Source organism: Kitasatospora sp. NPDC043950 (assembly GCF_056435345.1).
In genome coordinates this window covers 25,184-44,815 of sequence record NZ_JBWKER010000012.1, presented here as the reverse complement: position 1 = coordinate 44,815, position 19,632 = coordinate 25,184, and the positions used below count along the sequence as shown (strand labels likewise).

Below are 19,632 nucleotides of genomic sequence, written 5' to 3'. Positions count from 1 at the left end.
GTCACCTCCTAGGTAGGGCGGTTGGTGGTGGCCTCGACGTCGAGGCGGAAGTTCACGATGTGCTCGTGTCGGCCGCCGGCGTCGACGCCGAGCGGGTAGGGGGTCTGCTGCGCGACGCACAGCACGAGCCAGAGCCCACCGGGGAGGTCGACACCGGCGAGCCCGTGCAAGGCGCCGTAGATCGCCTCTGCACGGGCGCGGGAGACGCGCGGGTCGGCGGTGCCGCGTACGCGCACCTGCAGCGACCGCTCGTCCCAGGGATTGAGTGGGTCGGGGATACCGGCACCGTAGAGGGAGAGCTGCACCGTGCGATCAGGTGACGGTGGCATGGTCTCGATGTAGGTGTCGCCCCGGGTGCCGGTGGGGTCGTAGGTGAGCAGGCCGGCGCCGTGCAGGTAGCGGGCGAGGGAGTCGAGGACATCAGCCACCGAGCGCCCGCCGAACCGCCGCCGCGATGATCTGCTCGACCGCCCCGGCCTGCTCGGCGGCGGGGCGCTCCAGATACTTGGCGGTGCGGCCGGCGTCGTGCCGGGCGTTGAGATCCTCGTGCACTCTGGTCGCGTAAGGGGTGTCGTAGGAGACACCGGCGACGAGCTGCTGCTCGTCCACGGAGGCGACGCCGGAGCGGGCGAGCGTGCCCTCTTCGATCGGCACCACCTCGCGGGAGGCCTGCAGCACGTGCTCCGCGGCCGCGAGCAGGCCACGCGCCGCCGCGGCCCGCTCGGCACGCAGGACAGCGGCGCCGGTCCACTCAACGCGGGTACGGGGTCGACTCACTCGCACATCACCTCCCGGTGGGCGGGCACGGGCAGGCCCGGGGCGTCGATGGTCGAGACCGTGATAGGGACCGTGGCGCGGCCGGTGGGCAGGGTAATCCGGGAGCCGGCCGGCACGGTCGTGTCGAGGTCGAGCAGGACCTGCGCCGAGCTGACGACCTGGCGGCCGTCCGGCGCCCGGACGAGCCGTACGGACTCGGAGACCAGGGCCGGCACGTCGACGACCGGAGCCCCGTAGACGGGCCCGTACGCCGAATCCCCGAGGTACGGCTCGACGGTGATCCGGTGGCGCAGTAGCCACCCGGGGATGCGGGTCACCATGGGTGTGCCCCGTGCCCGGTCAGTCCTGCGCGCTGCAGGGCGAGGCGGGCCCGGGGTGCCATGTCGAGCGCGCCGGCCGGCGCCGAGCTCGCCGAGAGGCTGATCGAGCCGGCGCTCACGGACGACCAGCGGGCCGCGGCCCCGGTGCCGTCCTCTCCCGCGGCGAGCTGGTACTCGACCTGAGCGCACGCGGCATCGGCGAGCGCGGCCGCGTGCGCGGGGTCGGTGGGGGCGCCGGTGGAGTCGACGGGGTAGCAGGCGGTGAGCAGCGCGGCGTCGACGTCGTCGGACGCCCGGGCGAGCAGCCGCTCGACATCCGCCGGCGCGGGCCGGCCAAGCCATGCGGCGAGCTGCTCGGGGGTGGCGTAGGCAGGCACGGCCACCCCCTTACTTGGCGCGGGCCGTGCGCCCCTTGGTGGTGGGCGCGGCCGGCTCGTCCTCGTCCGGGGCGTCGTTGAGCTGCTCGACCTTGTAGCCGTGGCGCCGGAAGTACAGCAACGCCCCGGGGGAAAGATCGTCGACGCTGGCCCGGCCGCCGGTGAAGGCGGCACCGGCGATCGTCTCGTCGTCCGCGGTTGGCGCGGTGATCACGTACGGCATCACTGCACCTTGATGTTGCGCAGGACGGCGGCCGCCTTGGTCGCCTTGAGGACGACGGCCACCGGGCCGAGTTCGACCTCGCCGGTCTTGACGGCGCCAGCGGTCGTGAAGTCGGGAAGCCACTGCCGGACCAGTCGACCGGACGTGGTCGACACGCCATGGAAGCCGTCGAGGCCGATCCTGACCCCGTACAGGTCGGTCAGACCGGTGATCTGCCCGCCGGGGCCGGCACCGTCCACGTCGCGGGACTCGATCGGGATGACAGGGTTGTTGCTGCCGGCGATGGCGCCCAGGTCGGCGAACGGCACGCCGTTGTACGCCTCGACGGTCTGTCCGAACGAGTTCTCGGTGCGGCTGTAGTAGCCGGCGCGGCGGGCGAGCGAGCGTACGCGGGCGATGGTCTTCTTGTTGCCGAGCAGCCCCGACGGGGTGCCGTCGAGCAGGGCGAGGAACTCGTCGAGGACGTCAAGGGCACTGTGTATCTTGGCCGTGTCGGCGCCCAGAGTGGTGCCGGTCCAGTCCAGGGAGGCGCCGACGCCCATCTCGGTGGCGCTGCCGGCGAGCGCCCGGTCGAGGCCGTCGAACCCTGCCTCGGTGCCCGGGGTGGTGACCCGCTTCCCGTTGATCACCTGGTCCGAGAAGAACGCGTTCGCCGCCTTGATCGTCTGCAACATCTGGAAGTTGACCTCAGTAGATGCGGCCGGGCCGAGCTCGGCGATCGTCCGGTCGATCTCGAACGCACCGCCCAGCGGCGAGAGGTCGACGCTGTACCGCTGGCGCTTGGCCTGCGCCTTGGCGTACTCGGTGTTCAGCGGGCGGAACGCTGCGCCGCGCTCGGAGACGAGACGGGTGTAGCCGTAGGTGAGGGTCGCGCCGCCCCCCGAGGGGTTGACGGCGGTGTCAAAGGTCAGGTTGTCGAGCAGCCACGACGACTTGCGGAACTCGTCAATGACCTGCAGATCTAGCGCATCCTGCGTGTTGAGTTTGGCGTCGGCCAGAGTGATAGCCATGGGGCAGGGCCCTCCTTACTGCGCGAGTCGCGCGCTGATCGCTTCGAGCAGCGACGCGGGTTCGGTACGGGTGGTGGGGGCGCCGCGGAACTCGCCACCGGAGCGGGCGGGCGGGGCGCTGGCGGCGCGGTAGAGGTCGGGGTCGGCCTCGACTGTGGCCGTGATGGCGGTCTTGAGCTGCTCGGCGAACTGCGGCCCGGCCGGGTCGAGGGCTGCGACCGCGGTTGCGAACGAGCGGGAGTTGAGCAGGCGGTCGGGGCGGGCGCCGGCCGCCTCGGCGGCCTGGTGGGCGGCGAGCTCGACCCGCGCGGTCCGGAGCTGCGCGCCAAGGTCGGCGAGCTGCCGGTCGCGGTCGGCGATCTGCGCGGCGAGCTGCGCCGGATCGGAGTCCGCGCCGCCGGAGTCGGGGTTGATCGCCTTGTTGATCGCGTCGAGGGCGGCCTGCAACTGGTCGCGCTGGCCGGCCGCTTCGGTGGCCTGGCGCTGCGCGTCGGCGAGCTGCTCGGCGGTCGGGCCGGCCGGGGCCGGCGGCGCGGCCGGGGTCGGTGCGGCGGGCGGGTCGGTGGGGCCCGGGGTGGTCGGGTCACCGGTCGGTGCGCCCGTACCGGTGCCGGGGTCCGGGTCGCCGGAGCCTCCGAGGATTGGCCAGATCGGGCGGCCGTCGCGGCGCAGCCCGACGGCCTGCAGTCCGGTGCGAACGTGTATGGGAAGGTCTTGTGTAGCCAAGCCTCTGGGTTCCTTCTCGTTTGACCGGACATAAGAAAGGCCCACCCCATGGGGGTGGGCCTGAGTCCGAGGGATGTTTGCTAGTTCTCGATGGAGTCGAGAACTCGGGCCATCTCGGCGGCGGCTCGCCGAAGGCGAGTAACCGCGATGGTTGCGATGTCGGCTCCCACACGGTCGAGCTCGACAAGGTCGCGTTCAGCAGCTCGGTACTGGATCAGCGCTTGCTCTATGCGCTCAGTCTTGGGCTTCCGCCTCCAAGGCGAGACCCAAGGCACCTCTAGATTCCACAATGTGGCCGGATTCTTCATCCGGTACAGGGAGAAGCGGGAAGCCTTTGTACGGGGATTGCCCTCCGCCCGGTTGCATGGACCACACAACCAGCCTCGGAAGAGTCCAGTTGCGTGATCGTGGTCGCCTTGAAGCTTGGAGCCTGTTTCCTTCTCGTTCCGCCCGCAGATCGCGCAGCGACCCCGCTGCCATGCAAGGACGTTCCACCACAGTTGTTCGTACCGGGCCAGATCCGAAGTCCAACCCATGGGACGCCGCCATTGAGCTAGCCGCCCTGCGGTGTAGGCGTCCTTCTCCCATTCCCAGCACGCAGGGTACGCGCGTGCGACTACCGGTGTTGGCATCTGACTGACCGTAGGGGATGGGTCTGACAATGAGGCTAGAGAGGCCCGCGCTACGCGCCTGCTCTGTCTCCGGGGTGGGCAGTGGCATAGCCGCGGATCCACGCCGAGCGCAGCAGCGACTCGCGAGGGTGGGGGCAGGCGGTGATCGGCTGTCCGGCCCGGGCCGCAACGCGGCCGGCCTCGACAGCGCGCACAATGTCGGTGCGGAACCCCAACTCACCACCTCCTAGAACCGGTTGCGGACGTCCGCGCCGGTCTTGCGGGCGGTGTCGGCGGCGGCGGACCGTACGCCGGTGAGTTGCTCGGTGTACTCGGCGAGCGTCGTCCGGGGCGAGACTTCGACCCAGTACCGTTTGAGTTCCTCAGACGCCCGGGCGTACGCGACGTGGGAAGGCCCGCTGAACAGCGACTGCGGATCGACTCCGTCGAGCTCGGCGCGCTTGGTGAGCAGCACCCCGCGGCACCACTCTTCGGCTTCGAGCCACTGCGCGTACACGTACTCGTCGTACATCTGCCGGACTTGCTTGGCGCTGAACGCGCCCCGGTTGCTCGCCTCGGCCCACTCCCGTTCGGCGAGCCACCGCTCGGCGGCCGGGAGGCGGTCCCACGGGTGTTCGTCCGGGGCGGCGTCGACCCACGACCAGTCGTCCATCCGGGAGCCCGGCCGCAGCGCGTCGTCGACGGCGGCCCGGTCGGCGAGCTGTGCCTCGACTCCGCGGCCGGCGGCGGCCGGCGGCGGGGTGGCGGGGTAGCGGCGGTCAAGCTCGGCGGCGATGCGCTCGGCCCCGGCGGGGTCGGTGTAGCGCAGCGCCCACCCGAGGCGGTCGTCGGCGACGTTCGACAGGTCCGCCAGCAGCCGGCCGCCGGGCAGCAGCTCGGCGAGCAGCTGCCGGCGGTCCGCCTCGGCGGCGAGCGCGGCGAGTTCGTCGCCGGTGGCGTGGCGGGTCCGTTCGGCGAGCTGCCGCTCGGACATGCCGATCAGGTCGCGGCGGGCACCGGGCAGGACGGCGTCGATGTCGCGCCGGTCCAGCTCGGCCGCCACCCGCAACACCCCGCGGTTGTCGAGCAACGGGAGTACGCGGGCGAGCTCGTCGTCGCTGAACTCGACCAGGTGCTCGGCCATCCGGCCGCCGGGCCGCACGCGGTCGAGCAGTGCCTGCTCATCCCGCCGGCCCGCTTCGGCCTCGATGCGGGCGCGGCCGCGCTTGTCGAGCGAGCCGTGCCGCATGGCGGCGCCGAGCTGCTCGTCGCTCATCTCGGCCGGCGTCCGGTGGTCACCGGCCCGCACCTTGGCGGCCTCGACCGCATCTGGCGGAGCCGACCGCCGCGGGCCGGGCAGGTTCCCCGCCCCGGGCTGCTCGCGGTACCTGAGCCGCTTCAACTCCGGGTTGGCGCTGAGGTGGTCGCGCATCCGGCCCTGCCAGTCACGCACCCGCTTCTCGGCCACCTGCCGGGCCTCGGGCGTCGCGGCCGCCGCGGAACGGTTCTTGTACTTGCGGATCTGCCGCTCAATCGCACGCTGCCGCTGGCCGGCCTCGTACCCGGTGCCGTCGGACGGCTCGGGCGGCTCCGCGGCGGTGACACCCGGAGTGAAGGCGCTCAAGGAGTGCCGACAGTTGGGGTGCTGCAGGCCTGCGCGGCGGGCCTGCTCGACGCTGCCGGCCACCCGAACGCGCACGGGCTGGCCGTCGTCGACGGCGTGCTCGACCTCGACCTCGCGCGCCCCGTCCGGGCCGTCGAGCGACAAGATCCGCCCCTCCCACTTGCGGCAGAGCGGGCACTCGCGCGGTGCGGTGGACACGATCACGAGGTCGACGCCGGCGGCGCGCAGCCGGTCGGCCTGCCCCTCGACGGCGGCCCGGCCGACCGCGGTCCGCACAGCCATCTCGGCATAGCTGGTCATCTGCCAGGCCCGGCCGGAGCGGTCCACGAAGGACCGTAGGCCGCGGTCGGCGAACCGCTCCATGGCCCGGGCCGTTGCCTGGCGGCGGGTGTCGATGCCGAGCACCGGGGTTACGGCCACCTCGGAGACGACCTGTCGGTATCCGTCCTCGACGCCACGCAGAATGCCGCGGTGCGTGGCGGTGACGAGCTCGATCGTCTCCATGGCGAGTCGGTCGACGGCGCGGCCGGCCGGGGTCGACTCAGCGATGCGCGCGGCGTCGACGTCGCCCAGGGCGCCGAGCTCGGCCAACCCCGTTCGCGTGCCGCGGTCGAACGCCTCGGCGACGACGTCGTGCACTTCGGTCGACATAGCGGTGCCGAGCGCATCGACGACGCCCTGCGCCGCGCGCCGCAGGGGCTGCACGTCGGCGAGCTTGGCGACGGCCCAGCCTGGGGCTTCGAGGCCGTCGGCGAGCTGCCGGGCGACGATGCCGAGCAGACGCTGCTCGGCGTCCTCGTACAGGGCCCGCACACGGTCGGCGAGATCCTCGGCCATCCACGGGGAGACGGGCACAGCACCACCTCCCAACCAGCCGAGCGGAGTTGTCAGCTCGGCCCGGTACCGTCGAGGCATGACGAATGCGCCCGCTGAGTTCAAGCTCGGACAGATCGGCACCCGCGACGACATCTGTGCCGTCTTCGGGGGGAGCCCGTACAGCGGCGGGATCGTCCCGTCCCGCGAGCCCAAGAACGTGACGCTGTTCTCCGACCATGAGGTCGGCAAGCTGTTCGGCTACCACGACGGTTGGCTCGGTGAAGAGGACGAGATCGGCCCGATCTTCGAGTACACCGGTGCCGGCAAGAAGGGCGACATGACCTTCGGCGGCAAGGACGGCAAGGGCAACTCCGCCGTTCTCCACCACGCCAAGAAGGGCCGTGCGCTCCGCCTGTTCATGGCGGTCGGAACGGTGCCGGGCACCGATACGAAGCTGCACCGCTACGTCGGCGAGTTCAAGCTCGACGAGCAGCAGCCCTATGTCGTCCGTCAGTCCCTCGACGAAGACCGGAAGCCCCGGCGGGCCGTCGTCTTCCGGCTGCGCCCGGTCGGCACGGTGCAGCACAAGACCGAGGACGAGATCCCGCCGGCGCCCACCACGGTTGCCAAGTTGGTCCCCGCCAACACGACCGAGAGCAAGCTCGTCGACCCGGAGAAGAACACCAAGAAGGAAACCAAGCGTGCCGCCGTACCGGAGACGACGGCCAAGCGGCGCGAGGGTGAGCTCAGCGACGATTTCGAGGCCCACCTCACCGCCCTTGGCCACGTGGTCCAGCGGTTCCAGATCAAGATCAAGGGCAAGACCGGAACGCTGCTGTCCGACCTGTACGACGTGACCGATCACGTGTTGTACGAGGTCAAGGGCTCCCACAAGCGGGAGGCGGTCCGGATGGCGCTGGGACAGCTCCTCGACTACAGCCGGTACACCCGCACCGATGAGCACCCGGAACCGCCGCGGCGCGCCGCCGTCCTGCCGGGGCTCCCCGACGAGGACCTGCAGGACCTGCTCGCCGAGCATGAGATCGTCGTCGTGCGTCCCTCGGGTGACGACTTCCTCGGGGTGCCGCCCTCGATTAGCTGACGAAGTCGGGCACCGGGTCGGGCACGCCCTGCCCGGTCTCGGCGTGGATGCGGGCCACCTCAGCAGCGACCGCCTCGGCGTCCCACTCCGGATGCACGGCGCGCACCTTGGTGTCGGTGCTGACGGCCTGCGCCTGGGCGAGCAGAGCGAGGGTCTGCGCGGTCGACTGCGGGTCCACCGCGACCGCCGGCCCGAACGCGATGGCCGGCCGCTCCGGCGTGAGCCGGGAGAAGCCGAGCACGCGGTCGAGCTGCAGCATCGCCTCGACCACGTCCGCCACGGCCGGGGCCGCGTACCGGGTCTTGGCTTTGCGGGTCACCATGGAGTCATGGGCGCGGGCCTCGACTTCCGTCGCGGTGGCGGCCGGTCCGCCGTCGAGCCCGAATGTGCTCGGGCTGTAGCCGGCGGCCTCGACGATCTGCCGTACGAGGGCGTCGGACGTCGCCTTGTGTTCTTCGACCCTGATCGCGAACTGCGCCAGCGTGATGCCGGCCCCGTCGGTCGGGGGGATGTCGAGGCCCTGCCAGACCTCGCGGTCCTGGTCGAAGGTGGCGCCGTGGCCGGGGCCGCGGTCGCGCAGGTAGGCCGTGGGGACGATCAGCCGGGCGCGGGCGAGGCGGATGTCGCGCATCCAGCTCGACCACGTCTCGTCGAGTGCGTCGCACATGTCCCGTGCCGGGCCCTGCAGGTCCGAGCGGCCGAGGGGTGACCCGCGGAACTGCCGGTTGGGGCCAATGTTGGGCCAGTAGGCCGCGGTCAGCTGAGGGATACCGGTCTCGACTACGCCGGAGGGTCCGAGCGAGTCGACCATCGCGGCGGTCGTCGGGTGCTCGGTGAGCGGCACCGGCCGGCCGATGTTGTCGGGGGTGCCCTCGTAGAGGGCGTGCTCGATCCGGCCGCGGGCGTGCCGCTCCAGGTGGCGCAGCACCGTTGCCCCGTTGCGGGCGAGTTCCTTCCAGAATGTAACGGCGCTCATGTAGCCGTACCTGAACTCGGGCAGGGCGGCGTCGGCGTGCACGGTGGTGAGCAGCGGGCGGGGGCCGAGCTCGGCATCCCACGCGGCAACCAGGTACACCCCGCCGAGCGCGGCAGAGACTTCCGCGGCTTCGAGCAGCACCCGCTCGGCGTGCTCGCCGAGCAGCTCGTCGAGGCGGCCCTGCAGCGCGGTGTCGCCCACGGTGAGCCGCGGCGGTTCGCCGAACAGCAGGCCGGCGGAGCGCCGGGCGACGTCGGCCGGCATCGGGATGTGCAGCCGGTTCTCGCGCCGGTCCGGGGCCGGGGTGCGGTCGCGGCCCCACAGCCGGCGCCGCCCGTCCTGTCGGTGGGTCTGCCCCTGGTAGACGGCGGCGAGCCGGCGCGGGTCGCCGGAGTACCACGCATCATCGACAGCCATCTCGGCGAGCTGCGGCGCCCAAGTCTTGGGCGGCCAAGGGGAGTTAGTGTCAGGCAGTGGCATGGGTGCTCACCTCCTCCGGCAGTAGGTCGGGGATCAGGTGGCGCCACTCGGCGAGAGTGGAGTGCACGACGTACCGCAGCGCGTCGCACGAGTGGTCGTCGCGCTTGATCGGGCGGTCTTCACCGGCGGCGCTCGCGGCCGGGTCCCAGGCGTACCCGGGCAGCTCGGCGAGCAGGCCCTCGCACGAACGGTGCACTCGCAGCAGGCCGGGGCCGAGCGCGGTCGACACGGTTCGGATGCCGTCGACGACTTCGTTCCGGGCACGGGCGACGCCGGGGTGCCCGTCCTCCCACAGCTGCGCAAGGAAGCTCGCGGCGGAGGGGTCGACGAACGTCCACTCAGGGTCGACGCCGAGCCCCGCCAGCCAGCCACGCAGAGCCGCGCTGTACTGGGCATCGGTCATCTGCCGGCGCCGGGCCCGGGAGTCGTAGCGCCACTCTGCGCAGGCGTACAGCCGGCCGTTGACGCCCAAGCCGAGCAGGATGGCGGCGAACGGGTTCGTGGTCCCGTAGTCGATCCCCAGCCAGTACCGGGTGATGGTCGGCAGCTCGTCGATGACGTGCTGCTGCTCGTCCCAGCAGTCGTAGATCGACCCCTCGGCGACCACCCATGCGCCGTCGATCATCCGTCGGCGCCACAGGCCGGTGTACTCGGCATGCAGCGACCGGACGTAGGCCGGCGAGAGCGACGGATTGTCCCGGAGGGCGAAGTGCCATTCCCGGAGGTCTAGTTGGGCGCTGCGGTCGAGGTATCCGGCCTTGAGCCAGTGCCGCGGCGAGTCCGGGTTGGTGGTGGCCAACACCCGCGCCCCGTCGACGGACAGGCGCGCGAGCAACTGCACCCAAAATGCCTCGGGCAGCAGCGTCGCCTCGTCGACGTACGCCAAGTACGCCGTGAGGCCGCGCAGTCGACCCTCGGCCCGAGCGTCCGCCGCGCCGATCAGATGGACCATGCGGCCCAAGATGACTGCCGTGGTGGCGCCGCGGGTGTGCCGCACCTGCCCGGAGGCAACCGGCCCGAACAGCGCCGGATCGCAGAGCGGTTCGAGCACGTTGCGCTCGATGGTCAGCAGACTGCGCCCGCAGATCAAGATCAGCCCGGAGGGCGGCGCCTCGGCAACGGCCAGCAGGAAGGCAAGCAGGCTGGCCACGGTCTTGCCGGAGCGCACCGCGCCGTGCCACACGTTGATGCGGGCCGTGGCCTGCGCGACGCTGCGCAACTGCTTGCGGGACAGCGGGAGAGAAGCGAGCAAGGCTCACCCCCCGTCGGCGGCCCCCTCGTCCTCGTCGGCGAAAGCGGCCCGCAGGCCCTTCGCCAAGTCGGTCAACATGGAGCGCACTTCATGCCCAGACGTGCCGGCGTCGATCTCGGCCAGCCGTGCCGCAGACGTCAGGTATCCGCCGATGGCCTGCGAGTGGTGGCGCTCGTCCTGCGCCGGCGGGTGCTCGGACACCACCTCGACCGTGTCGCCCGTTGGCAGCAGCTCGACCCGCACGTACGCCTCGGCCTCGACTCGGTCAAGGTTCGCCGCAGCCCGCCGGTACAACCGGGCCGTCAGATCCCGCCGCAGCGCCGAGAGATCCTCTTGCCGGGCGGCGGTTGCCGCGATCGTCCGGGCTCCGCCGGTGAACGCCAGCCCTTCCTCGGCCGCGATCTTCGACACGGTCGAACTGCTGCGCCCGATGGAGCGAGCAATCGCATTGCGGGACAGGCCGTCGGCGTGCAGGCGGCGAACCTGCTCGCGGTCCTCGTCGCCGATCGGTTCCCTCACTTGCCACCCCCTTCCCGGCTCTGCTGCCCGGCACGTCCCCGCGTGCGCGGGGAGGACCGCCCTTGAAATGGCCATTTAGCAAAATGGCCATTTCAAAGGCGAGCGCGGGAGGAAGTCTGTGAACCTTGTACACAAGTACTTGAGACGTCTGAGTTTCAAAGAATTTAGTCGGCCTGTGGCGTTGAATGAAAGGAATGATCGCTTGACCAATCGAATGCTGTGGTCGACGTCCCTTTCGGGCGCCTTTGATCCTTAAGTCAGGCCGCACGAGAAGGCGTTGGGCGGGTTTCGGGGGTGCCATGCTGGTTTACGGAGCGGCGCCGCCCCAACGTCATGACCGTAATGGATCGCCAAAAGGGGTGTTCTGTGAGGACTGTCGTACCTGGTTCGGTGGGTGGCGAACCCGGGGGTGAGGGTGTTCCCCGTTGGGTGGTGGAGTTGGCGCCGACGGTCGCGGTGGCTGCCGTGATGGTGGTCATTGTGCTGACTCAGCCGTTGGATGCGGCGTCGGGCGCGTTGCTGGGCACTGGCTTCTCGGCGCTGGGAGCGCGGGGCCGCGGTCGACAGAGCTAGGAACGGCTGCGGCCCGCCATCGGGGGAGGATGGCGGGCCGCGAGTCCGGCGCTTCCGGGCACGCCGGAAGCGCCTCCGACTCTAGGTCACGAACAGGTAACGACGCAAGGGGTTAGGCCTGGCCGCGCTCCACAACCGCGACGGCGGCCTCGTCGGGCCCGGGGCGCTCGATCCAGACCAGGACTCGCGCGGCGAGCACCTCGTCGTCGCTGGCGTGGTCGGCGAGCACCTCGTCGAGGGTGGTCTGCGCGAACTGCTCGGCGGTTCGGCGCACGCCGTCATCGACGAGCTCGATCTCGTGGTAGTCCGAGCTGTCCCTCTGGGTGGCGGAGATCGCGCGCGATCTTGGCCACCGACCGGCCACCGCCCTTGGCCTCGACCACGATCCGTGCCAGCTGCCGGTCGAGTTGCTGTGCCCGGTTCGGGCCGCGATTGAGTTCCGGGATAGGCCGTCGGCGTGCAGATGGCGCACCTGCTCGGTGAATGGGGCGCGCGTGATCGCCTCGCCGGCTCTGCGCGGAAAGTCGCCAGAACACGTCAGGAAGTGTTGGACCATACGGAGAAATCATCAGATTATCCTGAGAGTCGCCAAATCGAAGGCCTTGCTGGAACGATCGGCACAAACGCAAGTCTTAGGAGACATTAGGGGAAGCCTTGCGCCTGGTCTTTTGGGCAATTTTCCTTCGATTGGAAGATCTCAAAAAGGTACGCCTCGGACGCATCGCGGGCTGGATGGGGGTTCCGCCTGTGAAAGGTTGGCATGACCGAAATATCCCTGCGAGAGGTGGGCTTCGGGGCTGGAAGGATGGGTCACGGAGCGGCGCCGCCCCGCATCAGGCCTCAATGGCTCATGAGAGGGGTGCTCTGTGGGAAGTGTGGTGAACGGCCCGGCGGACGACGGGTCCGGCGGTGAAAGTGTGCCGCGGTGGGTTGTCGAGTTGACGCCCACGGTCGCGGTGGCGGCCGTGATGGTGGTCATCGTGCTGGCTCAGCCGTTGGATGCGGCGTCGGGTGCATTGCTTGGTACCGGCTTCTCGGTGCTGGGCGCGCGCGGTCGCGGCCGGCGAGGGTAGGAACGACTGCGGCCCGCCACCGGGGGAGGATGGCGGGCCGCAGGTCTCGGAACCACGTCCGGCCATGCCGGATTTGGTCTAGACCCTAGGTCATGACGCGTGACTGTTCGGGATAACTCCTGGCTCCCACCCGCGGGTTAAGGCGCCGAGGTAGCCGAGGGCGGCTACGACGCCACCGTCCAGGCCCTTGGGAGCTGCGAGCACGGCCTCGATTAGGCCGCCGGCCATCGAGTTGATGCGGTACAAGCAGACCAGCTGGCCCCCGTCGTTGGGGAGCTGTTCCGGGAAGTGGCGAACATGAGGAATCGCTTCCAAGCGTTGGGCTACGTTGAGCACCACTCGACGCATGGCCCTCTGGTGGCCAGCCAGGCGAACGAGGGTGGACATGCGTACAAGGCACAGGCCCGGAGTGTCGCCGAACACCGAGGATCCCGCAGCGTGCTTACCGGTGTCGATCAGCTCGGTGATGCTGTCGCGAAACGCGCTGTCAGCCATAGGGGTTGTGGTCATCCGCCGAGTGTGACGCAGCGCGGCGGCGCGGCGCTGGCAGTTTGACCGATCGCTCCCGCCGTCGTAGGTGGCGCACTGACTGCTCGATCCAGGCGTAGCGTGCCAGGGTGACAGCCCGGGCTCGGCGGCGGTGGTGCGCCCTAAGGTCATGCAGCCTGGTTGCTGCTCGTCCGGTCGAGGGCGGCGAGCAGTTCGACGAGCTTCGATCCCTCGTTGGCTCTTCCGAAGCACCGCGGCGCCCAGCCGGACTACGTCATGATCGCTACATGGAAGTTGCCAAGCTGGTCCTTGAGTATGTGCAGGCGTTGGTATGGCCCCTGTTCGTGCTGATCTTGATGATCTTTTTCCGGAGCGAGTTCAAGGGTCTCCTGCACAGGCTGAGATCCGCCAAGGGCGCCGGCTTGGAAGCCGAGTTCGGGGACGAGTTCGAGCATGCGGAGGCGGTGAGCCGAGATGCTGTCGAGGAGGAGGCCGCTGCCCTCGCGGAAGCAACGGACGGTTCGCTGGGAGAATCGCCGCCGCGACCCGTCCCCCGTCCCGCTAACTCGGAGCGCGGCGCCGCGGATGCGTATCGCCAGTATCTGGACTATGTAGAGGCCGGTCGATCGGCCGAACCGAATACGAGCGAGGGGGCTCTATTTGACATGCTGCTGCGGGCGAGTCCGACGGCGCCGCAGAGGATCAGTCGCAAACTGGGGTCTCTGGTGCGCGAACACCCGGAAGCGGCCATCCTGAGCGGGTGGCGGGATGTCGAGATGGCGATCAACCGAGCGTTCGACAACGTCAAAAGGCACGGTGAAGCGGTGCCGCTCAGTCGCGATGCGCGTCGTGTTCTTTCGGTTCGACACAAGGTCGACGAGCTAAGGAGGATCGGCCTCGGCGTCAGCTCGGCAGAGTCGATCCATGAACTGGCGAAGCTAAGAGGCCTGGTCGCTCATGGCGGCTCTCCAAGCATTGTTGATGCGTCCGACTACCTCGCTGCATGCGACAACGCGGTCTGGGCGCTGAAGCTGTTCGCGGCCAGCCACGGGGTTCACATCCGCGCCGACTCCAACCCTGAGAACTGATCAAGGCCCGGACCGCTTCACGGTCCGGGCCCCGGTCTATCCTGCGTAGGACGAGGCTGGCCGGTCGAGGGCGATGAGTAGCTCGACGAGCTCGGCGCCGACCCAGGTACGCCGGCCGCGGCGGTCCGGCGCGGCGGGGGCGGTGCAGGTCGGTCCGGTGGAGCAGGTGACGCTCGGGGCGGTCTGCGGGTCGGTGTGCAGGGTGAGGACGCCGGAGCACCACGGGCAGGGCCGACCCTCGATCACGATCTCGCGGCGGTCGAGGCCGAGCGCGCCGAGCACGAGCCGCTCGGCCTGCCCGGCGACGCGCACCGCCTCGTGCACGAGGTGTTCGGGCAGCAGCGCGAACAGGGCCGGGCCGCGGGTGAGTACATCGGCGCGCTGTTCTGCCTCGGTGTCCTCGTTGAGCAAGCGGCCCTCGACGTACAGCGAGGCCCAGTGCAGGCCGTGCCGGCGGCTGCCGGGGTCGGTCGGGCTCGCGTACAGCCAGCGGCGGGGGTCGGCGGCGTCCGCCTGGTCGACGGCCCACACGGTCGGCCGGCCCGGGCGGGAGATCGGCCGGCGCTCGACCGGCCGTTGTACCGCAGCCGCGAGGATGTCGGCGGCTGCGAAGAGGAGCCGCTCGACGCGCACCGCGGCGTCGAGGGCGGACAGGTTGGCGGGGGCGGGGTGCTCGCGAAGGGTGAGCGGCACGCGCTCGTCGACGAGCAACTCGGCGTCGTCGGCGGCCTGCCGGGCAAGGTGAGTGGAGAGCTGCGCCGGTGGCCACGCGGGGGCCGGCGGGGTCTCGATGGCGACGAGCAGCGCACCCCACTGTGCGCGCACGGTGCGCAACTGCTCGACCGCTCGACGGACGCGGGTGGACGGGTACACAGGTGCTCTCCCAATCAGGCTGTACAGGTGGTGAGTTGGCTGGTCCGGGCGCCCCTCTGCGGTGGAACGGGGGCACCCGGACCGGTTTAGGGGGCCGGCCGGTTGGCCGGCGGGGCGGGGGAGTTGGTGGTGTCCGCGACGGCGTCCACCTGTAGGCCGGCGGCGGCGAGCTCAACCCGAACCCGGCCGCGGGCCAGCGCCCACCCGTCGAGCAACTCGGCCGCGAGCAACCGCTCGTACGCCTCCCCCTCGACGACGCCCTGCTGCGCGCCGGCATCTAGGCGGGCTTGCAGGCGGGCGAGCTCGACCTCGACGAACCGGCCGCGCTGCGCCCGGGGCAGCGCCCGCTGCAGGGCCCGCAACCGCTGGTGTGCGATGCGCCGCAGCCGCAGGTAACGGTTGCTCCACTGCCCGCACCACTGCCGGTAGCGGGCGAGCTCGACGATCCCCTCGCGCAGCAGTTCGGCCTCACCGGGCAGCAGGGCGCCGCGTTCGGCGCGCTCGACCAGGTGCAGCAGCAACTCGACGTCGTCCGGCCGCCGGTCGGCCGCGGCCGCGCTCACGGGATGTCCCGCGGGTCGACGAGGTAGGCGACGACGAACTGCTGCTCGACGGCGTCGAGGGTGAGTTCGGCGTCGACCGCGGGCCGGCCGGCGGCACGCAACTCGGCGCGTACGGTGTCGAGCAGCCCGGCGACGACGGGCAATGACACGGGGACGGGCACGGCGCGTACGGTGCGGGTCTCGTGCACGAGGTAGCGGGAGGGCAGGGGAGACACGAGCTGTGACCTTTCGGAAGGGGCGGCGCGGACACCCGCGCGCATGGGGGGCACATCGACCGGTCGCGGCGGGCGAATCAACGAATCCCCCTACCGTGAGCGACAGTTCGGGCCCGCGGGCGGCCGCCGTCGCGCGGGATCGGCGGCTGCACCATCACGGCCTCGACGTGGGCAAGTTCGACGGCCCGCCGCTCGTCTCGGCGCTGCTGGGCGCGCTGATCGACCGCGGCCCGGCGGGCGGCGAGCTCGACGGCCAGGTGCTCCCGCAGTAGGGCCGGGCCGTCGAGGCGCACGAGCGGGCGCCACAGACCGTGCCCGAGGTGCTCCTCGCACACAACCACCGCGCCGGCCGCGGCCAACTCGCGGGCAACCCGGTTGAACCGCTTGCGGTCCGGGGTGTCGAACAGAGCCGGACGGCCCCGGCCCGGCCACGTGGCGGTGAGCCGGTAGCCGGTCTGGTTGACCACGTTGCGCGGGGCGTTGCGGCGGTGGCGGGACTTCACGCGGCACTCTCCTGTCGGCGGACGGCGGCGGCCTTGTCGGTGCGGGTCGGGTGGACGGTTCGGCGCCGGGCCCAGGTGCCGGCCTGCGCGCCGGGCGCGAGGGTGCGCCGCCGGCACGGCTCACCGGCCGGCGCGTGGCACCAGTCGCACGACACTGCGAGCGCATCCGGCCTGCCGGCCGCGGCGGCGGCCTCCCGCGCCGCCCGCACCGGCCGGTATGCGGCGAGCTGCTCGGCGGCGGCCACGGGCAACGCCCGGCCGATCCGGGCGGCCACCGAAGCAGCCGGGCCGCCGGAAAGCTCCCGCGAGCTACGCGGCTCGACCCTCCCGGCGGCGACGGCCTGGCGCTGCGCCCGAAGTGAGGCCCGGTACGCCTGGTCGTCGTCCGGGTCGACCAGGGGACGGGGGTCGGTGTGACGGGCGAGCAGGGCCCGGCGGTGCGCGGCCCACGGACGGGCCACGTCCGCGGCGATGATCGGCCACGGCGACGACGCGACGTACCGCCGCACCGCGGCCGCGGCGTCCCACCCGTCGACCGCGACGGCCGGCACGTCCTGCAGCAGCTCGCACCACCGACGAAGCTGCGCCCCGGCTTCCTCGGCGTCGGTGTTGGCGTTGCGGGGGTCGAGCTCGCCGGCGTAGGCGAGCAGCGCGGCCACCTCGGCGGGGGTCATCGGGCACCCCCGCGGGCCTGCAGACTGGCGAGCGCGGCCTGCAACAGCTCGGCGTTCCGGTCAGCTGGTTGTGAGGCACGGGAGGCACCCCCGGGTACGGCCCGCAACGGTGGCCGGCCCGTGGCTGGCCGTTCCCGGCTGATCCACTGCTGCCAGTCCGCGCGCCACTGGCCCGGGGTGCGGGCCGGCGCAGTCGCCCTGTGCTGAGCCCATTTCAGGGTGGCGCGGTCGAGGCCGTCGGGCCCGAGGCGCTGCAGATGGCCTGCGACCGCGGCCCACCCGAGCAGCTCGTCGTCGGGCAGCCAGTCGGCAGGCAGAGGGATCGCAGCAGCACCACCCGAGGACGCAGAGCCCACGCGCGGGCGCGCACTCCTCTGGTTCCCTCCCGTTACTTCTCGTTCCCTCTGGTTCTGGGGGGCAGATTCTGCACCCCCCGCCCCGCAGGAACTGCACCCCTCCCCGGAAGAATCCGCACCCCCGGGGGTGCAGTTCTCGCACCCCCTATCGGCGGGGGCGGAAGAATCTTCCTCCCCCTCGACGGCCGCGCCGGGCGTCCACCCGACGGCCTTCGGCAGGCGGTAGACACGGGCGCCGTAGGGCCCGCGCCGGCCCTCGACGAGCTCAAGCTCGCCCAGCCGCATGGCGGCCTTGATCGCGTCGCTCACGGCCCGCTCCGACGCGTGGACGCGCAGAGCCAGAGCCCTGGTCGACCCCCACGCGACGCAGGCTTCGCCGGCGCGCTCGGCCAGAGCGAGCAGGACCAGGCGGGCCGTGCCGCGGGCCGCGGACTTCTCCCACACCCATTCACGGGCTTTGTGACTCAACTCTCCTGCTCCTCTTGTGTGTTGGGCGTGGAAGGCGGTTCGGGATGGCCGGTGACGGCGGCAGGGGAGTGGGCGGCGCACCGCGGGCCGCACGGGTAGGGGCGGCCCGGCCTGCCACACGGGCCCGGGCCGGCGCCGCAGAATGGGCTCACGAGCCGAGCGCGTCGAGCTGCCCGGGCACCGGGTCGACGACGTCCTCGACGGGCGGCCTCGGCGGGCGCCGGTGGCGCACCGGCGGCGGTGGGGTGGTCGGGTAGGGGTGCACCGTGCCGTCGAGAGCGAGCTGCACCGGCCGCTCGACCCGGTCCTCGACGACCGGCCGCCGGTCGCTCACGAACCGACCTTCGACAGCGCGGCGCCGGCCTTCCGCCGGCCGATGCCCGCGATCAAGTCGAGGTACCACCGCGGCTCACCCGAGGCCCGCGCCGCCCGCCAGATCCCCCGTACCTGCTCGGCATCCGGCGCACCGCCGGCCGCGGCGAGCCACCACTGATCAGACAGGCTGGTCACTCGTGACCACCACCGGCCACGGGCGGGCGGTGGTGCTCGTCGACGTATCGGGCGTAGACGCGATGCTCGCTGTCCACTGTCCGTGACACGGCCTGAAAGGCGCCGGCGGGCCCGTACGCCGGCAGCTTTGCCGATCGGATCGCCTGCGCCGCCGACGCGGCCCGGGTGATCGTCGCGGCGCGCTGCACGACAGCCCACTCGCCCGGCCGCGCCTGCAGCGCGGCGGCAATCTTGCCGTGCTTCGTCTCGGCCGGCGGAGGGGGCCCGAGGAACTCAACAAGCGCGGCGGCGGTCGTCATGCGGCCACCCGACCAACGGCGGCACCCCGGGGCGCGGCCTGCTCGGCTGCGCGCCGCTCGGCGCGCAGCCGGTGAATGTGGGGTGCGAGGACGCGCGCGATCAGCGAAATCTGGTCGTTGGTCGGATCTGGCCACCCCTGCACCCGGGGTGGCGGGGCGGTGTGGTCACGGTCAGACATCGGCTCCCCCTCTACGCTGTTGCGGAACGAAGACAGATGGCCGTCCACACGCAGCGGATGCGCCAAAAATGCCTGTCTTTGTTTCGAGACAGATACGACCGTAGGGCGGCTGATTCAGCACGTCAACGAGGTTCTATGTTGGGTAAACCGTCGACGTGTGCGCTTCAATAGGTGCGTTCGCGTAACGAGACACGAACGGAGATGAGATGTGATGTGGGAATCGACACCGTTCGCCGACATGGTGCGCGAGGCCACTGCGCCAGCCGGCATGACATGGCGGAAGCTCGCAGAGCGGGCGATCGACCCCCAAACCGGCCAGTCGCTCACCCATAACACCCTCTGGAAGATTGCTCAGGGTGACGCGGTCAAGGTGGCTCCATGGCTGGTTAGGGCCGTAGCGGCTGCAGTCGGCAGGCCTGTGCGCGAAGTCCAGGCCGCCGCCGCCGAGCAGTACATAGGACTGATGGCAGACGACCCGTTCGGCGCGAGCAGCGAAGATGCTGCTGTAGTGGTCGCCCATGTCCCCGGTCTAAGGCCGGCGGACATGCCGCAGGTCGAGGCGCTGCTGCGAAACTGGGCGTCGACCCCTGGGCGTACTGCGGAGTAGGGGCCGTCACGGAACGTGCTCGACCAGCGACGGCCAGAGGGGTACTGTGTGCACGCCCGATTCGTACATTGGTGCGAATTGTGCATGTCACATGCCCACAAGGGGGGAAGACAATCCAAATGATCAAGGTCACCCGCACCCGACTCGATCCAGGCGCCCCGGCCGTCGTCCGCGCCACCTGCGACATGCTCGAACTCGCAGTCGACGACCGGCACATCACTCCGACCGGCGCCGCGGCGATCGAGACCGCGCTCAATGGCTTGGCGGAGCCCCCGAGCGACAGCCCCGCGGATGACTGCTGATCAAGCACCCCCAGCACGACAAACGGGCCGCACAGCAAACGCTGTGC

The 19,632-nt window shown here is 71.1% G+C and carries 27 protein-coding genes; 4 read left to right on the top strand and 23 right to left on the bottom strand.

Features of this window, described 5'->3' with window-relative positions; all coding sequences use genetic code 11:
• Nucleotides 1-8: 8 nt before the first annotated feature.
• The 10 genes from AC07BF_RS10750 to AC07BF_RS10705 form a co-directional block, all read right to left on the bottom strand.
• On the bottom strand, nt 9-428 hold the full coding sequence (locus AC07BF_RS10750; RefSeq protein ID WP_478333253.1) for a minor capsid protein: 420 nt from the start codon (nt 426-428) through the stop codon (nt 9-11).
• Entirely contained in the window at nt 421-777 is a 357-nt protein-coding gene (locus tag AC07BF_RS10745; RefSeq protein ID WP_478333252.1) for a hypothetical protein, read from the bottom strand. The genes AC07BF_RS10750 and AC07BF_RS10745 overlap by 8 nt, the downstream gene beginning before the upstream one ends.
• On the bottom strand, nt 774-1,097 hold the full coding sequence (locus tag AC07BF_RS10740; RefSeq protein WP_478333251.1) for a hypothetical protein: 324 nt from the start codon (nt 1,095-1,097) through the stop codon (nt 774-776). The genes AC07BF_RS10745 and AC07BF_RS10740 overlap by 4 nt, the downstream gene beginning before the upstream one ends.
• Nucleotides 1,091-1,474, bottom strand: coding sequence for a hypothetical protein (locus tag AC07BF_RS10735; protein ID WP_478333250.1), 384 nt, complete (start codon nt 1,472-1,474; stop codon nt 1,091-1,093). The genes AC07BF_RS10740 and AC07BF_RS10735 overlap by 7 nt, the downstream gene beginning before the upstream one ends.
• 10 nt (nt 1,475-1,484) lie before the next feature.
• Complete coding sequence (locus AC07BF_RS10730) at nt 1,485-1,697, bottom strand: hypothetical protein (RefSeq protein WP_478333249.1); 213 nt, start codon at nt 1,695-1,697, stop codon at nt 1,485-1,487.
• Nucleotides 1,697-2,707 carry a major capsid protein gene (locus AC07BF_RS10725; RefSeq protein WP_478333248.1) on the bottom strand — a complete coding sequence of 337 codons (1,011 nt, stop codon included), beginning with the start codon at nt 2,705-2,707 and terminating at the stop codon, nt 1,697-1,699. The genes AC07BF_RS10730 and AC07BF_RS10725 overlap by 1 nt, the downstream gene beginning before the upstream one ends.
• Before the next feature lie 15 nt (nt 2,708-2,722).
• Nucleotides 2,723-3,433 (bottom strand): hypothetical protein, encoded by a 711-nt coding sequence (locus AC07BF_RS10720; protein WP_478333247.1) that lies wholly within the window; start codon nt 3,431-3,433, stop codon nt 2,723-2,725.
• An 80-nt stretch (nt 3,434-3,513) separates the two neighbouring features.
• Nucleotides 3,514-3,969, bottom strand: a complete 456-nt coding sequence (locus tag AC07BF_RS10715) for an endonuclease domain-containing protein (RefSeq protein WP_478333289.1) — start codon at nt 3,967-3,969, stop codon at nt 3,514-3,516.
• Between the two features lie 146 nt (nt 3,970-4,115).
• The gene (locus AC07BF_RS10710) at nt 4,116-4,259 is read right to left on the bottom strand and encodes an Rmf/CrpP fold protein (protein ID WP_478333288.1); all 144 of its coding nucleotides are present in this window, start codon (nt 4,257-4,259) and stop codon (nt 4,116-4,118) included.
• 32 nt (nt 4,260-4,291) lie between these two features.
• On the bottom strand, nt 4,292-6,523 hold the full coding sequence (locus tag AC07BF_RS10705) for a phage minor capsid protein (protein ID WP_478333246.1): 2,232 nt from the start codon (nt 6,521-6,523) through the stop codon (nt 4,292-4,294).
• Nucleotides 6,524-6,581: 58 nt separating this feature from the next.
• Here AC07BF_RS10705 and AC07BF_RS10700 point away from each other — a divergent pair, with 58 nt between their 5' ends.
• Nucleotides 6,582-7,586 carry an SRA domain-containing endonuclease gene (locus AC07BF_RS10700; RefSeq protein WP_478333245.1) on the top strand — a complete coding sequence of 335 codons (1,005 nt, stop codon included), beginning with the start codon at nt 6,582-6,584 and terminating at the stop codon, nt 7,584-7,586.
• On the opposite strand, the gene AC07BF_RS10695 is transcribed toward AC07BF_RS10700, so the two are convergent.
• From AC07BF_RS10695 to AC07BF_RS10675, 5 genes are all read right to left on the bottom strand, one after another.
• Complete coding sequence (locus AC07BF_RS10695; protein ID WP_478333244.1) at nt 7,579-8,979, bottom strand: phage capsid protein; 1,401 nt, start codon at nt 8,977-8,979, stop codon at nt 7,579-7,581. The two genes, AC07BF_RS10700 and AC07BF_RS10695, sit on opposite strands and share 8 nt — an antisense overlap.
• Nucleotides 8,980-9,028: 49 nt before the next feature.
• Nucleotides 9,029-10,294: a PBSX family phage terminase large subunit gene (locus tag AC07BF_RS10690; protein ID WP_478333243.1), complete on the bottom strand. Its 1,266-nt coding sequence runs from the start codon at nt 10,292-10,294 to the stop codon at nt 9,029-9,031.
• 3 nt (nt 10,295-10,297) lie between these two features.
• Complete coding sequence (locus tag AC07BF_RS10685) at nt 10,298-10,813, bottom strand: helix-turn-helix domain-containing protein (RefSeq protein ID WP_478333242.1); 516 nt, start codon at nt 10,811-10,813, stop codon at nt 10,298-10,300.
• A 685-nt stretch (nt 10,814-11,498) separates the two neighbouring features.
• Nucleotides 11,499-11,660 (bottom strand): hypothetical protein, encoded by a 162-nt coding sequence (locus AC07BF_RS10680; protein ID WP_478333241.1) that lies wholly within the window; start codon nt 11,658-11,660, stop codon nt 11,499-11,501.
• Between the two features lie 889 nt (nt 11,661-12,549).
• Complete coding sequence (locus AC07BF_RS10675; protein ID WP_478333240.1) at nt 12,550-12,969, bottom strand: hypothetical protein; 420 nt, start codon at nt 12,967-12,969, stop codon at nt 12,550-12,552.
• A gap of 266 nt (nt 12,970-13,235) precedes the next feature.
• Here AC07BF_RS10675 and AC07BF_RS10670 point away from each other — a divergent pair, with 266 nt between their 5' ends.
• Nucleotides 13,236-14,036: a hypothetical protein gene (locus AC07BF_RS10670; protein ID WP_478333239.1), complete on the top strand. Its 801-nt coding sequence runs from the start codon at nt 13,236-13,238 to the stop codon at nt 14,034-14,036.
• Nucleotides 14,037-14,072: 36 nt separating this feature from the next.
• Here the strand turns inward: AC07BF_RS10670 and AC07BF_RS10665 are convergent, their stop codons facing one another.
• From AC07BF_RS10665 to AC07BF_RS10630, 8 genes are all read right to left on the bottom strand, one after another.
• Nucleotides 14,073-14,909 carry a hypothetical protein gene (locus AC07BF_RS10665; protein WP_478333238.1) on the bottom strand — a complete coding sequence of 279 codons (837 nt, stop codon included), beginning with the start codon at nt 14,907-14,909 and terminating at the stop codon, nt 14,073-14,075.
• A gap of 86 nt (nt 14,910-14,995) precedes the next feature.
• The gene (locus AC07BF_RS10660; protein WP_478333237.1) at nt 14,996-15,472 is read right to left on the bottom strand and encodes a hypothetical protein; all 477 of its coding nucleotides are present in this window, start codon (nt 15,470-15,472) and stop codon (nt 14,996-14,998) included.
• Nucleotides 15,469-15,687 (bottom strand): hypothetical protein, encoded by a 219-nt coding sequence (locus AC07BF_RS10655; RefSeq protein ID WP_478333236.1) that lies wholly within the window; start codon nt 15,685-15,687, stop codon nt 15,469-15,471. Before AC07BF_RS10655 ends, AC07BF_RS10660 begins: the two co-directional genes overlap by 4 nt.
• A 77-nt stretch (nt 15,688-15,764) precedes the next feature.
• Complete coding sequence (locus AC07BF_RS10650; RefSeq protein WP_478333235.1) at nt 15,765-16,190, bottom strand: hypothetical protein; 426 nt, start codon at nt 16,188-16,190, stop codon at nt 15,765-15,767.
• Nucleotides 16,187-16,864 carry a zinc finger domain-containing protein gene (locus AC07BF_RS10645; protein WP_478333234.1) on the bottom strand — a complete coding sequence of 226 codons (678 nt, stop codon included), beginning with the start codon at nt 16,862-16,864 and terminating at the stop codon, nt 16,187-16,189. The genes AC07BF_RS10650 and AC07BF_RS10645 overlap by 4 nt, the downstream gene beginning before the upstream one ends.
• A gap of 972 nt (nt 16,865-17,836) precedes the next feature.
• On the bottom strand, nt 17,837-18,022 hold the full coding sequence (locus AC07BF_RS10640; protein WP_478333233.1) for a hypothetical protein: 186 nt from the start codon (nt 18,020-18,022) through the stop codon (nt 17,837-17,839).
• Entirely contained in the window at nt 18,019-18,198 is a 180-nt protein-coding gene (locus AC07BF_RS10635) for a hypothetical protein (protein WP_478333232.1), read from the bottom strand. Before AC07BF_RS10635 ends, AC07BF_RS10640 begins: the two co-directional genes overlap by 4 nt.
• Entirely contained in the window at nt 18,195-18,497 is a 303-nt protein-coding gene (locus AC07BF_RS10630; RefSeq protein WP_478333231.1) for a hypothetical protein, read from the bottom strand. The genes AC07BF_RS10635 and AC07BF_RS10630 overlap by 4 nt, the downstream gene beginning before the upstream one ends.
• 390 nt (nt 18,498-18,887) lie before the next feature.
• Here AC07BF_RS10630 and AC07BF_RS10625 point away from each other — a divergent pair, with 390 nt between their 5' ends.
• Nucleotides 18,888-19,283 carry a hypothetical protein gene (locus AC07BF_RS10625; RefSeq protein WP_478333230.1) on the top strand — a complete coding sequence of 132 codons (396 nt, stop codon included), beginning with the start codon at nt 18,888-18,890 and terminating at the stop codon, nt 19,281-19,283.
• A gap of 119 nt (nt 19,284-19,402) precedes the next feature.
• The gene (locus tag AC07BF_RS10620; protein ID WP_478333229.1) at nt 19,403-19,585 is read left to right on the top strand and encodes a hypothetical protein; all 183 of its coding nucleotides are present in this window, start codon (nt 19,403-19,405) and stop codon (nt 19,583-19,585) included.
• The last annotated feature ends 47 nt before the right edge of the window (nt 19,586-19,632 follow it).

Coding starts and splice junctions, on each gene's coding strand:
- AC07BF_RS10730 (WP_478333249.1), bottom strand. CDS start 1,697: ATGCCGTACGTGATCACCGCGCCAACCGCGGACGACGAGACGATCGCC.
- AC07BF_RS10715 (WP_478333289.1), bottom strand. CDS start 3,969: ATGGGTTGGACTTCGGATCTGGCCCGGTACGAACAACTGTGGTGGAAC.
- AC07BF_RS10670 (WP_478333239.1), top strand. CDS start 13,236: ATGGAAGTTGCCAAGCTGGTCCTTGAGTATGTGCAGGCGTTGGTATGG.
- AC07BF_RS10630 (WP_478333231.1), bottom strand. CDS start 18,497: ATGACGACCGCCGCCGCGCTTGTTGAGTTCCTCGGGCCCCCTCCGCCG.
- AC07BF_RS10645 (WP_478333234.1), bottom strand. CDS start 16,864: ATGACCCCCGCCGAGGTGGCCGCGCTGCTCGCCTACGCCGGCGAGCTC.
- AC07BF_RS10620 (WP_478333229.1), top strand. CDS start 19,403: ATGATCAAGGTCACCCGCACCCGACTCGATCCAGGCGCCCCGGCCGTC.
- AC07BF_RS10625 (WP_478333230.1), top strand. CDS start 18,888: ATGTGGGAATCGACACCGTTCGCCGACATGGTGCGCGAGGCCACTGCG.
- AC07BF_RS10740 (WP_478333251.1), bottom strand. CDS start 1,097: ATGGTGACCCGCATCCCCGGGTGGCTACTGCGCCACCGGATCACCGTC.
- AC07BF_RS10725 (WP_478333248.1), bottom strand. CDS start 2,707: ATGGCTATCACTCTGGCCGACGCCAAACTCAACACGCAGGATGCGCTA.
- AC07BF_RS10695 (WP_478333244.1), bottom strand. CDS start 8,979: ATGGCTGTCGATGATGCGTGGTACTCCGGCGACCCGCGCCGGCTCGCC.
- AC07BF_RS10700 (WP_478333245.1), top strand. CDS start 6,582: ATGACGAATGCGCCCGCTGAGTTCAAGCTCGGACAGATCGGCACCCGC.
- AC07BF_RS10675 (WP_478333240.1), bottom strand. CDS start 12,969: ATGACCACAACCCCTATGGCTGACAGCGCGTTTCGCGACAGCATCACC.